We start from the raw sequence: 18018 nt of genomic DNA on the forward strand, positions 1-18018 counted from the left end.
CCCGACCTTGCGATGACGCCCAGTGCTGTGCGGATGTGTGGCTGCTGCCAGTGCCTGCATCGGCATGCCAACGTCAGGCAGGCTGTGCAGCACACTGCTTAAAAAAAGGGGTTTCCTGACTGCGGGGCGCGTCAGCTGCCGCCATCGCTTACATCAGTTGCGTCGCACCGGATGCGATTGACCGGTCGTGCCCGTTCCACGATAGCCATTGTCGGTATAGCATCGCCCCGTTTTGACAATCCAGGCCCCCAGGAGGGCAACATGAGCAACGGTAATGGTGTGTCGGTCGTGACCGACGCCGTCGAGAACGTGAAAGAAACCGCCACCAATGTCGGCGAGACCATCGCCCACGCCGCCGAAGACGCAGTGAAGTCGGTCAAGAAGACCGTCAAGCGCGCCAGCAAGGCTGCCACCACCCGCGTCGCCAAGGCCAAGAAGGTCGTGGCCAAGGTCGAGAAGACCGTTGCCAAGAAGGCCGAGAAGGCTGCCAAGTCGGTCGGCAAGACCGTTGCCAACGCCAAGAAGAAGCTGGAAGCGGCCAAGAAGAACGCCAAGGCCGAAGCGGCTGCCCTGAAGAAAGAAGTGGCCAAGAAGAAGGCGGCTGCCGGCAAGGCCGTGACCAAGAAGGCTGCTGCTGCCAAGAAGACCACCAAGGCTGCCGGCAAGAAGGTCGCTACCGTGAAGAAGGCCGCCACCAAGAAGGTTGCGACCGCCAAGAAGGCTGTGGCCAAGAAGACCGCTGCTGCCAAGAAGGTTGTCGGCAAGAAGGTCGCTACCGCCAAGAAGGCGGTGGCCAAGAAGACCGTGGCCGCCAAGAAGGTCGTCGGCAAGAAGGTCGCTACCGCCAAGAAGGCTGCGGCCAAGAAGACCGTCGCTACCAAGAAGGTCGTCGGCAAGAAGACTGTCGCTGCCAAGAAGGTCGTCGGCAAGAAGACCGCCGCTGCCAGGAAGGTCGTCGGCAAGAAGGCCGCCACTGCCAGGAAGGTTGTCGGCAAGAAGGCCGCCACTGCCAAGAAGGTTGTCGGCAAGAAGACCGCCGTCGCCAAGAAGGTTGCCGGCAAGAAGGTCGCCGCTACCCGCAAGACGGTCGCCAAGAAGACTGCACCGCTGAAGAAGGCCGTGGCCAAGAAGGCTCCGGCCAAGAAGGCCGTACGCAAGGCTGCCAAGCGCAAGTAATCGCGCGTGGTTTGAAGGCCCTTCCGCTCATCGGGCGGGAGGGCCTTCTGCGTTTTCGGGGCGGGCTGATCGGTGCGTGACGTGGATCTGCGGCAGCAGCCTGGGGCAAGATGAAGGTCTTCCGCAGGAGCCCTGACCATGCGCGGCATCGATTTCAGTTCCTGGCAGGGTGTGCTGTCCACTCTGGCCGGGTTGGTCCTGATCACCCTGCTCGGCGTGGGCATCCGCCTGCTGGTGATGCAGACCCTGCAGCAGCGCCGCGAACGAGAGAACCGGCAGATCAATGAGCGGCTGCGTACCTTGATGGCGGCCTACAAGACGCTGGGCGGCTCCTTCACCGGTGAGCTGGGGGTCGATCCGGCCCACCTGCGCGACCTGCGGCAGCGGGCTCACGAAGAGGGCATCGCCGAGCCGGGCTCGGACCGGGCCCGGCGCATCCGCGATGCGGTCGAAGCGGCCTTGTCGGACATCCTGCTGCTGGGCACCGACGAACAGGTACGGCTGGCCGCCCGCGCTGCCAGTGAACTGGCACAGGGGCGCGCGGTACACACTCACGAACTGGTGATCTCGCTGCGTGACTTCGTCCGCGAGGCGCTGGACCTTGCGCCGGTACCGGCCGACCTGGAGATCCCGCGCCAGGGGCCTACCCGCCCTGCGGCCGGCGGCGGCGGAAGTGGCAAGGGCCGCAACGAGGGCGAAGCCAAGGGCGGTCGCACCGGTGGAGGTGGCGGCGGTGGCGGCATGGGTGCCGGAATGGGCGGGCTGGGTGTTGGTGCCGGTGCTGCGCTGGGTGCCGGCCATGTGGCCGGTGAGGATGAAGCGGGCGCCCGCTGAGGACGCCCGCCCGGGTCAGCGCTTGAGTTCGCAGATCGGCTCGAATCCGCCGTAGATCATCCGTGCACCGTCGAACGGCATGGGATTCTTCGACGGGTCCAACCGCGGGTCTTCCATCATTTTCTGCATGCCTGCATCGCGGGTGGCCTTGTCCGGCCACTCGATCCAGGAAAACACCACGGTCTCCTCCGCCGTGGCTTTGACCGCGCCGAAGAAGTCGGTGGTCTTGCCGTGCGGCACGTCATCGCCCCAGCACTCGACCACGCGCAGCGCGCCGTGTTCAAGGAACACCACGTCGCCGCTGCGCGCGTGGGCGAGGAACTTCTCCTTGTTGGCGGTGGGCACCGCCAGTACGAAACCATCGATGTAGCTCATCGCTTGCCTCCGGAATGGACCGTGCCAGCTGCACGACCTTCATTGAGTCGACGCTTCACGGTGCGGCAAATCGACATCGAGTGCCGCGCCATTGAATCGAAGCGCGTGCGCGTACCGCGCGCGTATGCCTGAGCCTTGCTGAATCAATGCAAAAAATTCAGCAATGCGAAGACCGCTGTTTTCAGGGAGCGTTGTGGCGAATAACGGAGAATTTACATTCCCGATGCGATGGCGCCCTGGCGCTGCTGCACACCATAAGAAAGTAAAGGTGTACCCCCATGAAGAATTCGCTGATTGCTCTGGCTCTGGCCGCTGCCCTGCCGTTCACCGCTTCGGCCGCCGAGAACCTGTCCTACAACTACGCCGAGGCCGACTACGCCAAGACCGACGTTGACGGCATCAAGGCTGATGGCTGGGGCGTGAAGGGTTCCTACGGCTTCCTGCCGAACTTCCACGCTTTCGGCGAATACAACCGTCAGGAAGTCGACCACACCAACATCAAGGTTGACCAGTGGAAGGTCGGTGCCGGCTACAACGTCGAAATCGCTCCGTCGACCGACTTCGTTGCCCGCGTCGCCTACCAGAAGTTCGACCAGAAGCACGGCCTGGATTTCAACGGCTACAGCGCTGAAGCCGGTATCCGTACCGCGTTCGGTGCCCACGCTGAGGTCTACGGCCTGGTCGGTTACGAAGACTATTCGAAGAAGCACGGCGTTGACATCGACAGCCAGTGGTACGGCCGCCTGGGTGGTCAGGTCAAGCTGAACCAGAACTGGGGCCTGAACGGCGAGCTGAAGATGAACCGCCACGGCGACAAGGAATACACCGTCGGCCCGCGCTTCAGCTGGTAATTGCGTCTACGGCGCGTCTGCGCGCTGTTCGTGCTGCAACAGGCCCGGCATTGCCGGGCCTGTTGCGTTGTGGGGAATCAGAACAGAGTCTGACTGCGATGCGCGGCCTTATGTTGCATTGCAATGAATTGGATTCCGCCACTGCCAGTGGCGGCCTACGGTGGATATCCCGTGCTGCCGGATACACCGCGATGCCGCCCGTACTCCCACCGCTGCTCCCTGATCGGCCACGCCGCCTGGCCTTGCTGGATCCGCATCCGGTGCTGAGGCTGGGGGTGGAAGTGCTGCTGCGCCAGCACAGCGGCGTGCACGTGCGCGGCAGCTACGCCGACGAAGGTGAGCTGGTGGCGCTGCTGGAAAGCGAACCGGGCTGCGTTGACCTGCTGTTGATCGATGCGCTGCCGCTGGGGGATCTTGGCGACGGGTTGCAGTTGCTGCGCGCACTGTCCCTGCGCTGGCCGTGCATGCCGATACTGGTGCTGTCGGCGCACTGCAATGCCAGCACCGTGGCCACGACGATGCAGGCCGGCGCACGCGGCTTCCTGTCCAAGGCGACCACGCCGGAAATGCTGCTGCGCGCGGTGGACGTGGTGGCCCGCGGTGGGCGGTTCGTGCCCCCGGAGTTGCGCACGCAGCTGAATCGATCACGCGCGCGGCGCATGTCGGCGCCCAGCCTGACGCCTCTGAGCCGGCGTGAACGCGAAGTGCTGCGGCTGGTGCTGCAGGGGTGCAGCACCGGCGAAGTGGCCCGGCGCTTCCAGCGCTCGGCCAGCACCATCAGCACGCAGAAGAAAGCGGCCTACCAGAAGCTCGGCATCCGCAGTGATGTCGAACTGTTCCGCATCCGCCACCTGCTGGAGTGCGGCTGACGGGCGCGCTTACTCGCCCTGGTACTGCTTTTCCTCGACCAGCGCCGAACCGGCAACACGGTTGATCTCGTTCTTCACCTGTACGCGTTCGCCGTTGGTGCCGTACACGCCGCGCGCCAGCTGGATGAACGCCTCGTCGAATACCTGCGCCGCTTCCTTGTCGCGCAGCTGGTCCTGGATCTCCCACATGCGCTCGTTGATGGCCTTCAACTGCGTCTTCAGCGCGGCCAGTGCCGGCTGCGCGTCAAGCTGCTGCTGCAGCAGCGGCAGCAGGCCGTCAAGCTCGGTGCGCACGTTGGCCAGCTTGGTCGCATCGTCGATGCGCTCGGCCTTGATCTCGAGAATGGTGATCTTGTCGATCAGCTCGCCGATCGATACCGGGGTCAGGATGGCGTCCACGTGGTTGGTTCCTGGAAATAGGCCCGCATGATACCGCGCCCACCGCAGCGCGGATTTACGCTGAATTTGCGCTGGCACGGCAGCATCGCCATCGAACCGTTACGGCCCTGCCATCGACACTGCCGTCCCGGCGGACAGACCGCCTTCGACGAGGAAGTGAGTGCAGTGAAGAGCAAGGGGATGATCGTGGCCAGCGCGGCCGTACTGGCGGGGCTGCTGTGCGCCGGCAGCGTGCAGGCGCAGGTGCAGGTGAGTGGCACGGCGGCATTGACCAGCGACTATGTCTGGCGCGGCAGTTCGCAGAGCGAGGGCGATCCGGCCGCGCAGGTGGGGGCAAAGGTCACGGTGGGTTCGGGCTGGTATGCCAGCGCATGGGGATCGAATGTCTCTTTCACGCCGGACAGCGGGGCACGCAGCGAGTTCGATCTCGTCGCCGGCTGGTCCGGCGCGCTGTCGCCGGACTGGAGCCTGGATGCGAACCTCACCCGGTATGTCTATCCGGGCACTGGCCGCGCACTGGACTGGACCGAACTCAATGTCACCGCCACCTGGAAGCAACGCGCCTGGCTGCAGGTTGCCCACTCCAACGATGCCCTGGCCGGCGGCCGTCGCGGCACCTACGCACAGCTGGGCGTGCGGGTGCCGTTGAACGAGCGCGTGCGGTTGGAAGCGGCGGTGGGGCAGTACTGGCTGGCCACCGCGCAGGGGCCGGACTACCTGCATGGCCAGCTCAGTGCCATTGCCACGTTGACGCCGGCCTGGGAACTGCGCGCCACCGTGCATGACACCGACAGCGCCGCCAAGCGTCTGTTCCCGGGCAATGCCGGTGGACGCTGGGAACTGGCGCTGCAGGGCAGCTTCTAGTCGGCCGACGCGGCTTGGCGTGCGCGCCAGGCACTGGGCAGCCACACCAGCAGGGCCAGTACCGCCACCGCGGTACCGGCCACGCACACGCCGCTCCAGCCGAAACGCTGGTAGACCTGTGCCGACAGCAGCGAGCCCAGCGAACCCCCGATGAAATAGCCGGTCATGTAACCGGCATTGAGGCGGTTGCGTGCCTCCGGCTGCAGTGCGTAGATCAGGTTCTGGTTGCTGACATGCAGCAGCTGCGCGGCCAGGTCCAGCACCACCACGCCGACCAGCAGCGCCAGCAGCGAGTGCGCCGAGAGCCCCAGGGGCAGCCAGGACAGCAGCAACAGCACCAGCGCAATGGCCGTGGCCCGGCCGGTCTGGCCACGATCCGACATGCGCCCGGCAAGGCCGGCAGCCAGCGTACCGGCGGCACCGACCAGCCCGAACAGGCCGATGGTGGCGTCGCTGTAGGCATACGGCGGCTGCGCCAGCAGGAAGGCCAGTGGCGTCCAGAAGATCGCGAACATCGCAAAGCTGCACGCGCCGAGCAGCGTGCGCTGGCGCAGCACCGGTTCCTGCACGAACAGCGTGCCGATCGAGCGCAGCAGCGCGAAGTAGCTCAGCCCAGCGCTGTGGTGGAAACGCGGCAGGCCGCGCTGCAGGGCCAGCGCGGTGAGCACCAGCGTACCTGCAGCGATCGCATAGACCAGGCGCCAGTCGCCCAGGCTCGACAGCAGCCCGGCCACGGTGCGTGCCAGCAGGATGCCCAGCAGCAGCCCGCTCATCAGCGTGCCGACCACGCGGCCGCGTTGCTCCGGTGCGGCCAGGGTGGCGGCGAACGGCACCAGCACCTGCGCCACCACCGAGAACAACCCGGTGATCGCGGTACCGGCCAGCAGCCATGGCAACGACGGCGCGCACGCGCTGATCACCAGTCCGCTGGCCGACAACAACGTCATCACCACGATCAGCCGGCGGCGCTCGAACAGGTCACCCAACGGCACCAGCAGGATCAGGCCAGCGGCGTAGCTCAACTGCGCAGCGGTCACCACCATGCCGACCTGGCCGAAAGGCACGCCGAAGGCATCGGCGATGGTATGCAGCAACGGCTGCGCATAGTAATTGCTGGCCACCGCGACACCGGTGGCAACCGACATCAACAGGATCTGCCAGCGCTGCAGGGGAGGAAGGGAAGGGGACACGCGATGTTCCGTGAAGCAGGGCAGCACAGTGTCCGCCTGCTGCGATCATGATGGAAATGAATCATCATCATCGCTGTCATCTGGAATTGAGATACGGGTGTGAACCTCAAGCAGCTCGAGTTCGCCGTGGCCCTGGCTGAAGAGGGCAACTTCACCCGTGCGGCCGCGCGCTGCCACGTCGTGCAGTCGGCCCTGAGCCATCAGATTGCCCATCTGGAGCAGGAGCTGGGCACGATGTTGTTCGAGCGGTTGCCGCGCCAGGTGCGCGCCACCGCGGCGGGAGAGGCGTTGCTGGTGCACGCCCGGCAGGTGCTGGCCAGCCTGCGCCACCTGCGTGCCGACGTCGCTGCCGTCAGTGGTGACGTGCGCGGGCTGCTGGCGATCGGGCAGATCTCGTCGCTGACCGGCGTCGACGTGGTGGCCATGCTGGCTGCCTTCCAGCAGCAGCACCCGCAGGTGGAGTTCCAGTTGCGGGTGGACAAGAGCGAGACCCTGCTGCAGCAGGTGCAGTCGCGCGCACTGGACGTGGCGCTGGTAGGGCTGGCGCCGTCGGCCCATCTGGAGGGCGTCTGCCACCAGATGCTGCAGGAAGAGGATCTGGTGGCCGTGCTGGCGCCGCAGCATCGGCTGGCCACGCGCCAGCGGTTGCCGTTGGCGGCGCTGCAGGATGAGGCCCTGGTCGATTTCCCGCGGGGGACCGGCGCGCGCCGGCAGACCGATGATGCGTTCGCCGCAGCGGGCCTGCCGCATCAGGTGCGTTTCGAGGTCAACCTGATGGAACTGGTCGAGCGCTTCGTCCGCCACGGCCTGGCGGTGGGCATCGTGCCGGTGCGGATCGCCGACGGTTTCGAAGGGGTGGTGCAGGTGCCGCTGCAACCGACCCCGACCCGGCGCGTACATCTGGTCTGGCAGCGCCTGCCGACGCCGGCCGCACGCGCCTTCGTCGACGCCGTGCTCAGCCGCGCAGGCGCAGGCTCAGGCCCTTGAGGAAGTTGCGCAGCATCTGGTCCAGGCAGCGCCGGTAGTTCTTGTGGCCGGGCTGGCGGAACAGCGCGCCGAGTTCGGATTTGGAGACGTTGAAGCCGATGCTGGTGAAGATCTCCATCATGTCGACATCGCGCAGCTGGAAGGCCACGCGCAGCTTCTTCAACACCAGGTTGTTGTCGATGCGGGTTTCCACCGCGCGCGGCGCCTGGCCCTCATCGTGACCGCGCAGGTGCAGGATCAGGCCATCGAGGAAGTGCGCCAGCGCACTGTCACTCATCGGCTGGAAACCCGGCTCGTCTTCACGCAGCAGCCAGGCCTTGGCCTGGTCGACATCCACTTCGAACGCCGGATCGGCCATCTGGCACAGGGTCACCACGTGGTGGTCGCCGAGGTCCAGGGAATAGCGCACGCTGCGCAGTACATCATTATTGATCATGGCCCATTGTACCGGGCCTGCGGCTGTAACCGGACTGTCACCGGATTGCAGCATCGTGAGCGCTGTTCTGCAGAGACCCTCTCCGATGCGCCGGTACCTCCTTTCCGTTCTGCTGGTCGCCAGCAGCTTCGCCGCCACCGCCCAGGACCGTTTCGTGCCCGTGGAGCAGCGTCTCAGCGCGGCCCAGCTGGCCGAAGTGGGCCTGGACGCTGCCCAGCTGCAGACCCTGAACCGCGTGCTGCGCGAGGCAGAGGCATCTACGCCCGTACCCACGCGGGCGGCGGTTACAGCCAACACCGGCGCGCCGTTGCCGGCCAACGTTCCCGCCCCGGCGGCGATGCACCTGGGCCTGGAAGAGGGGCCGGTCAGCGCCCGCGTGGTCGGCGACGTTGCGGGTTGGCAGCCGGGCACGGTGTTCACCCTCGACAACGGTCAGCAGTGGCAGGTGATGAAGGGCCAGATGAAGCTGCGCAAGACCCTGCAGGCACCGCAGATCGAGGTGATTCCGGGTATCGCCGGGCGCTGGTTCCTGCAGGTCGACGAAGATCTGCCGAAGGCACGCGTGTTCCGCCTGCGCTGACCGCGTGCACCGCAGCGGGCCGATCAGGCAACGCAGCCGTGGGCCGACGGTGCCAGAATGGCGGTCTGGTTTCCCACGGAGTTGTCTGATGACCCGAACCGTCCTGATTACCGGCGCCACGTCCGGCTTCGGCGCCGCTGCCGTACACCGCTTCGCCCAGGCGGGCTGGAAAGTGATCGCCACCGGCCGTCGCAGCGAACGCCTGCAGCCGCTGGTGGAGCGCTACGGCAAGGAGGTGGTGCACGCGGCCGTGTTCGACGTGCGTGATCCGGTCGCGATGGAAGCGGCACTGCTGGCGCTGCCGCCGGCCTTCGGTGACATCGATCTGCTGGTCAACAATGCCGGTCTCGCCCAGGGCACCGCGCCGGCGCAGAGCGCCAGCCTGAAGGACTGGACGACGATGATCGACACCAACATCACCGCGCTGGTCACCCTGACCCATCGCCTGTTGCCGCAGCTGGTGGAGCGCAAGGGCGCCATCATCAACATTTCGTCGGTGGCCGGTGTCTATCCGTATCCGGGCGGCAACGCCTATGGCGGCACCAAGGCGTTCGTCAGCCAGTTCTCGCTGGGCCTGCGTTCGGACCTGCACGGTACCGGTGTACGCGTGACCACCATCGAACCGGGCATGGCCGAAACCGAGTTCACCGTGGTCCGCACCCATGGCGACCAGGTTGCGTCGGACAAGCTGTACACCGGCGCCAACCCGATGACCGCCGAAGACATCGCCGAGCAGATCTTCTGGGTGGCGAGCCTGCCCCCGCACCTGAACATCAATCGCCTGGAACTGATGCCGGTCAGCCAGTCGTTCGCCGGTTTCCAGGTTGCCCGCGAGAGCTGATCCGCTGTCTGCAGCGTCGAGCCCGGCGTTGCACGGGCAAAAAAAAGCCGGGCAATGCCCGGCTTTCTTCATTATGCCCGCACGCTTACTGCGCCTTGATCGCCATCGCCTGCAGGCCGGTGCCATCCAGCTTCTGCTTGGCTTCGGAAAGCTCACCGGCGGTGCCATAGGGCCCCATGCGTACGCGGTACACGGTCTTGCCGTTGATCTGCGCCGACTCCACGCGTGCGGCCAGGCCCATCATCGCCAGCTTGGCCTTGGTCGCTTCGGCATCGCCGGACGCGCCGAACGCACCGGCCTGCAGGATGTAACGGGCGTTGTCGGCCGGTGCCGGGGCTGCTGCAGTGCTGGCGGCGGCCGGCGCGGTTTCGCTGCGTGCCGCAGGAGCGGCGGCAACGGTGCTGGCGCTGGCCGGCGCGGTGGTGGCCGCTGGCGCGGCGGTCGTCGGGCGTTCACTCACCGGCGTCGGCAGCGGACGGCTGGTGGCGGTCACCGGCGCGGTGCTGGCAACGCTCGCCGTCGCCGCAGGGGCTGCGGCCGCAACCGCCGCCGGCACGGGCTTGCCTTCCAGTGCCGCCTGCGCGCGCTGCGCTTCGGCCTTGCTCCGGCGCTGTTCCTCGGCGCGCGCGCTGGCGGCCAGTTCGGCGTCGGACATCTCCACTTCCTTGCCAGGCAGCAGGGTGTAGAAGTCGTACTGGGTGGCCGCCGGCTTTTCCGGCTCAGCCGGCTTCGGCGTGGCCGGCTGTGCGGCCGGCTGGCTGCCGACATCGTTTTCGCCATCGGCGACCGGCGCCGGCTGCGCGTTCGGGTTCGGCTGCGGACCGGCGCGCAGGAAGCCATCACCCTCGCCCTTGAACAGGTTCGGCGCCGCCAGGAACACCACGGCGGCGATCGCCACGCCGGCAACCAGCCACACCCATCCGGGCGTGCCTTGGCTGCTGTTGCGCCGAGCCTGTGTCTTGCCGCGTCGTGCTGCCATGTCTACTGCGTCTCCTGAGGCTTACATTTTTTCCGGGGCGGAAACGCCCAGGAGGTCGAGGCCGTTGGCCAGTACCTGGCGCGCCGCGCAGGCCAGGGTCAACTTGGCATTGCGATCGGTCGCGTCGTCCACCAGCACCGGCGTCCCGTGATACCACGTGTGGAAGGCGTGCGCCAATTCGCGCAGGTACTGCGCGACCAGATGCGGTTCCAGCGCCACGCCGGCCGCTTCCACCACTTCCGGATAACGCGAGATCTCGTTCATCAGGGCCAGCGATGCGTCATCGGCCAGGCGGCCCAGATTGGACAGGCCGGTGCCCTGTTCGTAGATCAGCCCCTTCTCCTGCGCCTGGCGCAGCAGGCTGCAGACGCGGGCATGCGCGTACTGCACGTAGAACACCGGGTTGTCGTTGCTCTGCTGACGGGCCAGGTCGATGTCGAAGGTCAGCTGCGAATCGGGCTTGCGCGCGATCAGGAACCAGCGGGTCGCGTCGCGGCCGGCTTCTTCGATGAGGTCGCGCAGGGTGAAGTAGCTGCCGGCACGCTTGGACAGCTTCACTTCCTCGCCGCCGCGCATGACGGTGACCATCTGGTGCAGCACGTATTCCGGCCAGCCCTGCGGGATGCCCACTTCCATGGCCTGCAGGCCGGCACGCACGCGCGCCAGTGAACCGTGGTGGTCCGCGCCCAGTTCGGTGATCGCCCGCTCGTAGCCGCGCTGCCACTTCGACAGGTGGTAGGCCACGTCCGGCACGAAGTAGGTGAAGGTGCCGTCGGACTTGCGCATCACGCGGTCCTTGTCGTCACCGAAGTCGGTGCTGCGCAGCCACAGCGCGCCGCCTTCCTCATAGGTATGGCCCGACGCCTGCAGCTTGGCCACCGCCTCGGCGACCTTGCCGTCGGCGTACAGCGAACTTTCCAGGAAGTAGATGTCGAAATCCACGCCGAACGCGGCCAGGTCCAGGTTCTGCTCGTTGCGCAGGTAGGCCACGGCGAAGCGGCGGATCGCCTGCAGGTCGTCCGGGTCCTTGGCGCCGACCACCAGGGTGCCTTCCAGGTCGACGCTGGCGCCGGACATGTAGGCACGGGCCACGTCGGCGATGTAGTCGCCACGGTAGCCGCCTTCCGGCCAGCCTTCCTGGTCAGGGGCAATGCCCTTCACGCGGGCCTGGGTCGACAGCGCCAGGTTCTCGATCTGCACGCCGGCATCGTTGTAGTAGAACTCGCGCTTGGCGTTCCAGCCGTTGGCATCGAGCACGCGTGCCACGCAGTCGCCGATGGCCGCGGCGCGGCCGTGGCCGACATGCAGCGGGCCGGTCGGGTTGGCCGACACATACTCCACGCCTACCGTGCGGCCATTGCCGGACAGGTTGCGGCCGTAATCGGCGCCTTCCTTGATGACGGTGACGGCTTCACGCTGGTACGCGGCCGGCGCCAGGTGGAAATTGATGAAGCCGGGGCCGGCGATCTCGACCTTGCTGACGTCTTCGCTGCGCGGCAGTGCCTCGACCAGCGCCTGTGCCAGTGCGCGCGGATTGCTGCGCGCGGCCTTGGCCAGCAGCATCGCGGCGTTGGTGGCGAAGTCGCCATGGTCGCGGGTCTTCGGGCGCTCGACCACGAAGTCCGGCGGCAGGGAGTCGACGGGCAGGGTGCCATTGGCGCGCAAGGCTTCGATGCCTTGGCTGATCAGGGCGCGGAGGAGATTTTTCACGAGGCCTGCTGTGAGAATGAGCGGCGGAATCGCCCATTTTAGCGCAGATGCCGGCCTCAACGCTGACCGGGGCCTGCCTGCCAGGGCACGCGTCGCGGCGTGCTGCTGCGGGGCTCATCCGACCAGGCGGGCCTGCAGCGGTGGCAGAAGACCCCGTTCAGCAAATGAAACGGGCCGCCCTTCGCCGACCACGAAGTGGTCCAGCAGGCGGATGTCGACCAGTGCCAGGGCCCGTTGCAGTTCCTCGGTGATCTGCGCGTCGGCGGCCGAGGGTTCCGGGTCGCCAGAGGGATGGTTATGGCTGAGGATGACCGCAGCGGCGTTGTGCAGCAGGGCTCTGCGCACCACTTCGCGGGGGTAGACCGGGGCCGCATTGATGGTGCCGGCGAACAGTTCCTCGCAGGCGATCAGGCGGTGGCGGTTGTCCAGGAACAGGACCACGAACAGTTCCCGGGCCTGCCCGCGCAGGCGGTGCTGCAGGTAGCGGCCGACGGCGCCCGGGTTGTTGCCTACCGCTTCGCCCTGTTGCAGTTCAGCGGCCAGGTAGCGGTGGGCCAGTTCCAGCCCTGCGGCCAGCGTGCAGCTGCGAGCCGGCCCCAACCCAGGGAGTTTCGATAGTTCGCGGGCGGAGCGGTCCAGCAGCACCCGCAATGGGCCGTGGGCGAGCAACAGGTCGCGCGCGGTCTGTACCGCGTCCCGGCCGCCAATGCCGGAACCCAGGAACAGCGCCAGCAGTTCGGCATCGGACAGTGAGGCGGGGCCGCGGGCCTGCAGCTTCTCGCGGGGGCGCTCTTCTTCGGGCCAATCATGGATGGGCATGGCACCCATCATGGCGATCATCGCCGACCGCTCCCATAAGCCCTTGCCGCACCTGCGGGTCGGCCAAGCCCTCAGCCGCGCCGGGTCTGCAGGTAGTCGTAGAGTTCCTGGTTGGTCTGCAGGCCCAGCTTGCGCATGGCTTCGGCCTTCTGCCGGCTGATCGTCTTCGGGCTGCGTCCGCTGCGGTCGGCGATGGCGTTGATGTTCAGGCCGTCGGTCAGCAGCTGCAGCACTTCCAGTTCGCGTGTCGACAAAGCGGCCGGTGGGTGGGGAAACAGCAGATCGCGGGCCTGCAGGTGGCGCCGCAGCTGGTCGGAAACGAACACCTGCCCGGCCATGGCGGCATGCAGGGCCTGCGGTAGTTCGGCGAAGTCGGCGCTCTTGTCGACCAGACCGTGTACGCCATTGCGCAGCAGGCCATCGAGCAACCCCGGGTGCCTGGCCCCGGTCAGCACCACCACGGGAAGGTCGGGATGGCGTTGGCGCAGCTCGGCCAGCAGTTCGGGCCCGTCCGGGCCAGGGCCGGGCATGGACAGGTCGGTGAGTACGGCGTGGCAGGGCTGCTGGACCAGCAACTGCAGCAGTCCGGCACCGTCGGCAGCGGCACCGGCCACATCCATCTGGTGACGCTCAAGCACGATTCGGATGCCGTGCAGGACGACCGGATGGTCGTCGGCAATGATGATGCGCGGTTGCACGGGAAACTCCTCGGAAATCGAACGGCGCACCCGGGTGGCCAGCGACGATTCTGCAAAGCGGTGACGCGAAGAGGTATAGGAAAGTTCCGAATCGGCGTGCAGCAAACCCGGAAAACGCCCTGGGCCCCCGCCCATGTGCTGATAGCCGCCCGCTATGTGCCGCGTGCACCGGGAGGTTGCTGGCCTTCGGGTAAGCTAACGCCCTCGTTTGCACAGGAATTCCAGGTGGCTGATTCTCCCAACGCTTCCCCGACGCGGATCCGCGCGCTGGAAGGCCAGAAACTGCTCTTGTGTGTCGGTGGCGGGATCGCGGCCTACAAGGCCCTGGAACTGGTTCGACGCCTGCGTGATGCCGGTGCGCTGGTGCAGGTGGTGATGACGGCCGGCGCCCAGCAGTTCGTCACTCCACTCAGCTTCCAGGCCCTTTCCGGCCAGCCGACCCGCACCACGTTGTGGGACAGCGCCGCCGAACAGGCCATGGGCCACATTGAACTGGCACGCTGGGCCGATCGCATCGTGATCGCGCCGGGTACCGCCGACCTGCTGGCCCGCCTGGCCCAGGGCCACGCCGACGACCTGGTCAGCACCTTGTGCCTGGCCAGCACCGCACCGCTGACGGTGTGCCCGGCCATGAACCATCGGATGTGGCTGCATCCGGCCACCCAGGCCAATATTGCCCTGCTGCGCCAGCGCGGTGCGCAGGTGATCGGTCCGGTCGATGGGCCGCTGGCCGAAGGCGAATCCGGCCCCGGTCGTTTGGCCGAGCCGGCCGACATCGCCGCCGCCCTGGCCGCCAACGGTACTGCCGCTGCCGCCGCGCCGGAAACGCGCGCCCTGCAGGGCCTGCGCCTGCTTATCAGCGCCGGCCCGACCTATGAAGACATCGATCCGGTGCGTTACGTGGGCAACCGCAGCAGCGGCAAGATGGGCTACGCGCTGGCCGCCGCTGCCGCCGGGCTCGGTGCCCAGGTGGTCCTGGTCAGCGGCCCGGTGCAGCTGCCGACGCCGCCCGGCGTACAGCGCATCGATGTGCGCTCTGCCGCGCAGATGCGCGAGGCGGTACTGGCTGCGCTGCCGGCCGACATCTACATCGGTGCTGCCGCCGTTTCCGATTACACCCCACGCCAGGTTGCCGCGCAGAAGCTGAAGAAGACCGCCGACAGCCAGTCGCTGGTGATCGAGCTGGTGCGCACCCCGGACATCCTGGCCGAGGTTGCCGCGCAGACGCAGTCGTTGAAGCTGGTGGTCGGCTTTGCCGCCGAGACCCACGACGTGGAGAAATATGCGCGCGGCAAGCTGGTCGACAAGCGCCTGGACCTGGTGATCGCCAACCAGGTGGGCATCAGCGGCGGTGGTTTCGAGAGCGACAACAATGCCGCCACGGCCTTCTGGCAGGATGGCGAACAGGTATTCCCGGCTACTTCCAAGCGTGAGCTGGCCGAACAACTGCTGGCGCTGATCGCGCGGAGGCTTCAGGCATGACCCAGGCAAGCACCCCCCAGGGGATTTCCCCGCAGCCATTGCAGGTCAAGCTGCTCGACCCGCGCTTCGGCGACAGCTGGCCGCTGCCGGCCTATGCCACCGAAGCCAGCGCAGGCATGGACCTGCGCGCGGCGCTGGAAACCGCGCTGACCCTGCAGCCGGGCGATACCGCACTGGTCCCCAGCGGCCTGGCCATCCATATCGCCGATCCTCATCTGTGCGCAGTGATCCTGCCGCGTTCGGGCCTCGGCCACCGCCATGGCATCGTGCTCGGCAACGGCACCGGCCTGATCGATGCCGACTACCAGGGGCCGCTGCTGATCAGTGTCTGGAACCGTGGCCGCGAGGCCTTCACCATCGAGCCGGGCGATCGCATCGCCCAGCTGGTGGTCGTGCCGATTGCCCGCGTCAGCCTGCAGGTGGTGGATACTTTCACCGACAGCGTGCGGGGAACGGGTGGATTCGGCCATACCGGGGTGCGTTGACAGGGGACATCGATGAGCGGCATCGGGGAAGCACAGCGGGGAAAGACGTTGGGACGCAGCGCGCCATTGCTGGGCGTGCTGCTGGTACTGCTGGCCGCCTGGTTCGGCTGGAGCGCGGTGCAGCAGTGGCGGCAGGCCGCCAGCGGGGACGCGCTGGAACAGGCGCGCGACCAGGCTGTGCAGGGGCTGCAGCAGGCTGCCTCCGGCCAGTTGCAGCAGCTGCAGCAGCAGTTGAAGGGCGACCGCGTGCAGCAGGCGCTGCAGGCCGGTGATGCCGCCGGCGCCGCGTTGGCGCTGCGGGAAAGCTGGACCGGCGTCGAACAGGTGGAGGTGCTGGGCGCTGACCTGGCCGCAGGCTATGCCGATGCGGCCACCTTTGGATACGCACGCCTGGCCCTGCTGGAATCGGCGCTTGCCGACGGCAAGGCAAGCCTGCGCGTGGTCCGCGATGGCGGCGGCAACCGCCTGGGTCTGGCCGCACCGGTGCAGCTGGCCGGTGTCGGACCGGCGGTGGTCTATGTCCGCCAGCCGCTGCTGCGGTTGACTGCGCCGCTGGACCAGGTACAGGCCCCCGGCAATGGCTTCCTGGCGCTGCGCCAGGGGACGCACAACATCGTAGTACAGGGTGATACCGGCCTGTCCGAGAGCGCCGAAGCAATGGCGCGCCCGGTGGCGGGAACGCCTTTGCGGCTGGCCGCCGGGGTGCCGAATGTGGAACCTGGCCCGCTGGGGCTGGGAGCCCTGGCCAGCGCGATTGTCGCGCTGCTGCTGGCCTTCATCGCGGCACTGCTGGTGGTAGGCCGTGGCCGGCTGCCGAAGTCGTTGCCGCTGCCCAGCCGGCGCAGCGCGGTGGCCGACGCCGATCACGGCCCGACCCTGCGTGAAAGCCTGCAGATGGTCCCGCCGGCGGTGCCCGGCGAGGCCGTGGCCGAGGCTGCGCCACCTCCGCCGCCACCGGTTCCGGCCGAGGAGCTGGCTGCAGGCATCTTCCGCGCCTACGACATCCGCGGCGTCGTCGGCAGCGAGCTGACCGCGCGTACCGCCGCGCTGATCGGCCAGGCCATCGGCACCGTCGCCCTTGAGCAGGGCCTGCGCGAGGTGGTGATCGGTCGCGATGGGCGCCTGTCCGGTCCCGAACTGTCGGCCGGCCTTGCCGAAGGCCTGCGGCGTGCCGGCTGTGCGGTCATCGATATCGGCCTGGCGCCGACCCCGGTGGTGTATTTCGCCGCCTTCCACCTGCGCACCGGTACCTGTGTAGCGGTCACCGGCAGCCACAATCCGCCGGACTACAACGGTTTCAAGATCGTCATCGGTGGTGAGACCCTGTCCGGCGATGCGATCACCGACCTTTACCAGCGCATTGTCGAAGGCCGTCTGGTGCAGGCTGCGGAGCCGGGTGATTACCAGCAGCGCGAGGTCGCCGCCGATTACATCCAGCGTATTGCCGATGACGTGCAGCTGGACCGCCCACTGAAAGTGGTGGCCGACGCGGGCAACGGCGTGGCCGGTGCCTTCGCCCCGCAGCTGCTGGAAGCGATCGGCGCAGAAGTCATCCCGTTGTACTGCGATGTCGACGGCACCTTCCCCAACCATCACCCCGATCCCAGCGAGCCGGCCAACCTGGAAGACCTGGTGCAGACGGTCAAGCGCTTTGGCGCCGACCTCGGCGTGGCGTTCGATGGTGATGGCGATCGCCTTGGCGTGGTCACCAGTGAAGGCAGGATCATCTACGCCGACCGTCTGCTGATGCTGTTCGCCGCCGACGTGCTGATGCGCAACCCGGGCGCGATGGTGATCTACGACGTGAAGTGCACCGGCAGGTTGTCCGATCACGTGCTGCGCAACGGCGGCAGCCCATTGATGTGGAAGACCGGGCACTCGCTGATGAAGGCGAAGATGCGCGAGACCGACGCCGAACTGGCGGGCGAGATGAGCGGCCACTTCTTCTTCAAGGAACGCTGGTTCGGCTTTGACGATGGCCTGTACGCCGCTGCGCGCCTGCTGGAGATCCTGGCCCAGCGCGAGGAAACGCCGGACGAAGTACTGGCCGAACTGCCGGAAATGGTGGCGACGCCGGAGCTGAAGGTGCCGGTGGCCGAGGGCACCCCGCATGCGTTGGTGGCGATGCTGGTGGCCGCTGCGCAGTCGCAGGACAACCCGTATGTCGGCGGTCGCCTGTCGACCATCGACGGCCTGCGGGTGGACTTCGCCGACGGCTGGGGCCTGGTTCGCGCCTCCAACACCACGCCGGTGCTGGTGCTGCGTTTCGAAGGCAACGACGAGGCGGCGCTGGAGCGTATCCAGGCACTGTTCCGCAGCCAGCTGCAGCCGGTGCTGGGCGATACCCCGCTGGGGTTCTGAGGTGGCGCCGGGCTGCGCCCGGCACCCGCGGTAGTGCCGGCCGCTGGCCGGCAACCTCAACAGCAACAGCGGGCACTCCATG

19 protein-coding genes are annotated in these 18018 nt (G+C 67.3%); 11 read left to right on the plus strand and 8 right to left on the minus strand.

All coding sequences use genetic code 11. The annotated features are described in order from the left end of the window. Window positions 1–261 precede the first annotated feature (261 nt). Complete coding sequence (locus tag ACUXVE_RS10065; RefSeq protein WP_445514331.1) at window positions 262–1176, plus strand: histone; 915 nt, start codon at window positions 262–264, stop codon at window positions 1174–1176. A gap of 138 nt (window positions 1177–1314) precedes the next feature. After that, complete coding sequence (locus ACUXVE_RS10070; protein ID WP_445514332.1) at window positions 1315–2010, plus strand: hypothetical protein; 696 nt, start codon at window positions 1315–1317, stop codon at window positions 2008–2010. Window positions 2011–2025: 15 nt separating this feature from the next. On the opposite strand, the gene ACUXVE_RS10075 is transcribed toward ACUXVE_RS10070, so the two are convergent. Further along, window positions 2026–2385 carry a DUF1428 domain-containing protein gene (locus ACUXVE_RS10075; RefSeq protein WP_445514333.1) on the minus strand — a complete coding sequence of 120 codons (360 nt, stop codon included), beginning with the start codon at window positions 2383–2385 and terminating at the stop codon, window positions 2026–2028. A 278-nt stretch (window positions 2386–2663) separates the two neighbouring features. Here ACUXVE_RS10075 and ACUXVE_RS10080 point away from each other — a divergent pair, with 278 nt between their 5' ends. Both ACUXVE_RS10080 and ACUXVE_RS10085 read left to right on the plus strand, forming a co-directional pair. Continuing rightward, window positions 2664–3236: an OmpO family porin gene (locus ACUXVE_RS10080; RefSeq protein ID WP_093821275.1), complete on the plus strand. Its 573-nt coding sequence runs from the start codon at window positions 2664–2666 to the stop codon at window positions 3234–3236. Between the two features lie 191 nt (window positions 3237–3427). Next, window positions 3428–4105, plus strand: coding sequence for a response regulator transcription factor (locus ACUXVE_RS10085; RefSeq protein WP_093821277.1), 678 nt, complete (start codon window positions 3428–3430; stop codon window positions 4103–4105). 9 nt (window positions 4106–4114) lie between these two features. Here ACUXVE_RS10085 and ACUXVE_RS10090 read toward each other — a convergent pair whose 3' ends face one another. Then, window positions 4115–4504: a DUF6165 family protein gene (locus ACUXVE_RS10090; RefSeq protein WP_025878366.1), complete on the minus strand. Its 390-nt coding sequence runs from the start codon at window positions 4502–4504 to the stop codon at window positions 4115–4117. 165 nt (window positions 4505–4669) lie between these two features. On the opposite strand from ACUXVE_RS10090, the gene ACUXVE_RS10095 reads away from it, so the two are divergent. Further along, window positions 4670–5368: a TorF family putative porin gene (locus ACUXVE_RS10095; RefSeq protein ID WP_445514334.1), complete on the plus strand. Its 699-nt coding sequence runs from the start codon at window positions 4670–4672 to the stop codon at window positions 5366–5368. Here ACUXVE_RS10095 and ACUXVE_RS10100 read toward each other — a convergent pair. Then, window positions 5365–6513 (minus strand): MFS transporter, encoded by a 1149-nt coding sequence (locus tag ACUXVE_RS10100; RefSeq protein ID WP_445514341.1) that lies wholly within the window; start codon window positions 6511–6513, stop codon window positions 5365–5367. The two genes, ACUXVE_RS10095 and ACUXVE_RS10100, sit on opposite strands and share 4 nt — an antisense overlap. A gap of 144 nt (window positions 6514–6657) precedes the next feature. Here ACUXVE_RS10100 and ACUXVE_RS10105 point away from each other — a divergent pair, with 144 nt between their 5' ends. Then, on the plus strand, window positions 6658–7545 hold the full coding sequence (locus tag ACUXVE_RS10105; RefSeq protein ID WP_033832823.1) for a LysR family transcriptional regulator: 888 nt from the start codon (window positions 6658–6660) through the stop codon (window positions 7543–7545). Here the strand turns inward: ACUXVE_RS10105 and ACUXVE_RS10110 are convergent. After that, the gene (locus ACUXVE_RS10110; protein ID WP_033832824.1) at window positions 7514–7981 is read right to left on the minus strand and encodes a YehS family protein; all 468 of its coding nucleotides are present in this window, start codon (window positions 7979–7981) and stop codon (window positions 7514–7516) included. The two genes, ACUXVE_RS10105 and ACUXVE_RS10110, sit on opposite strands and share 32 nt — an antisense overlap. 85 nt (window positions 7982–8066) lie before the next feature. On the opposite strand from ACUXVE_RS10110, the gene ACUXVE_RS10115 reads away from it, so the two are divergent. Next, a complete protein-coding gene (locus ACUXVE_RS10115; RefSeq protein ID WP_222387907.1) occupies window positions 8067–8561 on the plus strand; it encodes a hypothetical protein in 495 nt (164 codons plus the stop codon). 88 nt (window positions 8562–8649) lie between these two features. Then, window positions 8650–9402 (plus strand): SDR family NAD(P)-dependent oxidoreductase, encoded by a 753-nt coding sequence (locus tag ACUXVE_RS10120; RefSeq protein ID WP_025878372.1) that lies wholly within the window; start codon window positions 8650–8652, stop codon window positions 9400–9402. An 85-nt stretch (window positions 9403–9487) separates the two neighbouring features. On the opposite strand, the gene ACUXVE_RS10125 is transcribed toward ACUXVE_RS10120, so the two are convergent. The 4 genes from ACUXVE_RS10125 to ACUXVE_RS10140 form a co-directional block, all read right to left on the minus strand. Beyond that, window positions 9488–10381, minus strand: coding sequence for an SPOR domain-containing protein (locus ACUXVE_RS10125; RefSeq protein WP_222387905.1), 894 nt, complete (start codon window positions 10379–10381; stop codon window positions 9488–9490). Between the two features lie 21 nt (window positions 10382–10402). Continuing rightward, the gene (gene argS, locus ACUXVE_RS10130) at window positions 10403–12091 is read right to left on the minus strand and encodes an arginine--tRNA ligase (protein WP_222387904.1); all 1689 of its coding nucleotides are present in this window, start codon (window positions 12089–12091) and stop codon (window positions 10403–10405) included. A gap of 114 nt (window positions 12092–12205) precedes the next feature. Next, window positions 12206–12910 (minus strand): RadC family protein, encoded by a 705-nt coding sequence (gene radC / locus ACUXVE_RS10135; protein WP_222387903.1) that lies wholly within the window; start codon window positions 12908–12910, stop codon window positions 12206–12208. 71 nt (window positions 12911–12981) lie between these two features. Then, entirely contained in the window at window positions 12982–13608 is a 627-nt protein-coding gene (locus ACUXVE_RS10140; protein ID WP_445514335.1) for a response regulator, read from the minus strand. A 225-nt stretch (window positions 13609–13833) separates the two neighbouring features. Here ACUXVE_RS10140 and coaBC point away from each other — a divergent pair, with 225 nt between their 5' ends. The 3 genes from coaBC to ACUXVE_RS10155 are packed head-to-tail and all read left to right on the plus strand — an operon-like array spanning window position 13834 to window position 17936. Beyond that, on the plus strand, window positions 13834–15090 hold the full coding sequence (coaBC, locus tag ACUXVE_RS10145; protein WP_445514336.1) for a bifunctional phosphopantothenoylcysteine decarboxylase/phosphopantothenate--cysteine ligase CoaBC: 1257 nt from the start codon (window positions 13834–13836) through the stop codon (window positions 15088–15090). After that, window positions 15087–15575, plus strand: a complete 489-nt coding sequence (gene dut, locus ACUXVE_RS10150) for a dUTP diphosphatase (RefSeq protein WP_093821287.1) — start codon at window positions 15087–15089, stop codon at window positions 15573–15575. Before coaBC ends, dut begins: the two co-directional genes overlap by 4 nt. A 12-nt stretch (window positions 15576–15587) precedes the next feature. After that, window positions 15588–17936, plus strand: coding sequence for a phosphomannomutase/phosphoglucomutase (locus ACUXVE_RS10155; RefSeq protein WP_093821289.1), 2349 nt, complete (start codon window positions 15588–15590; stop codon window positions 17934–17936). The last annotated feature ends 82 nt before the right edge of the window (window positions 17937–18018 follow it).

Source organism: Stenotrophomonas sp. 3(2025) (assembly GCF_052665395.1).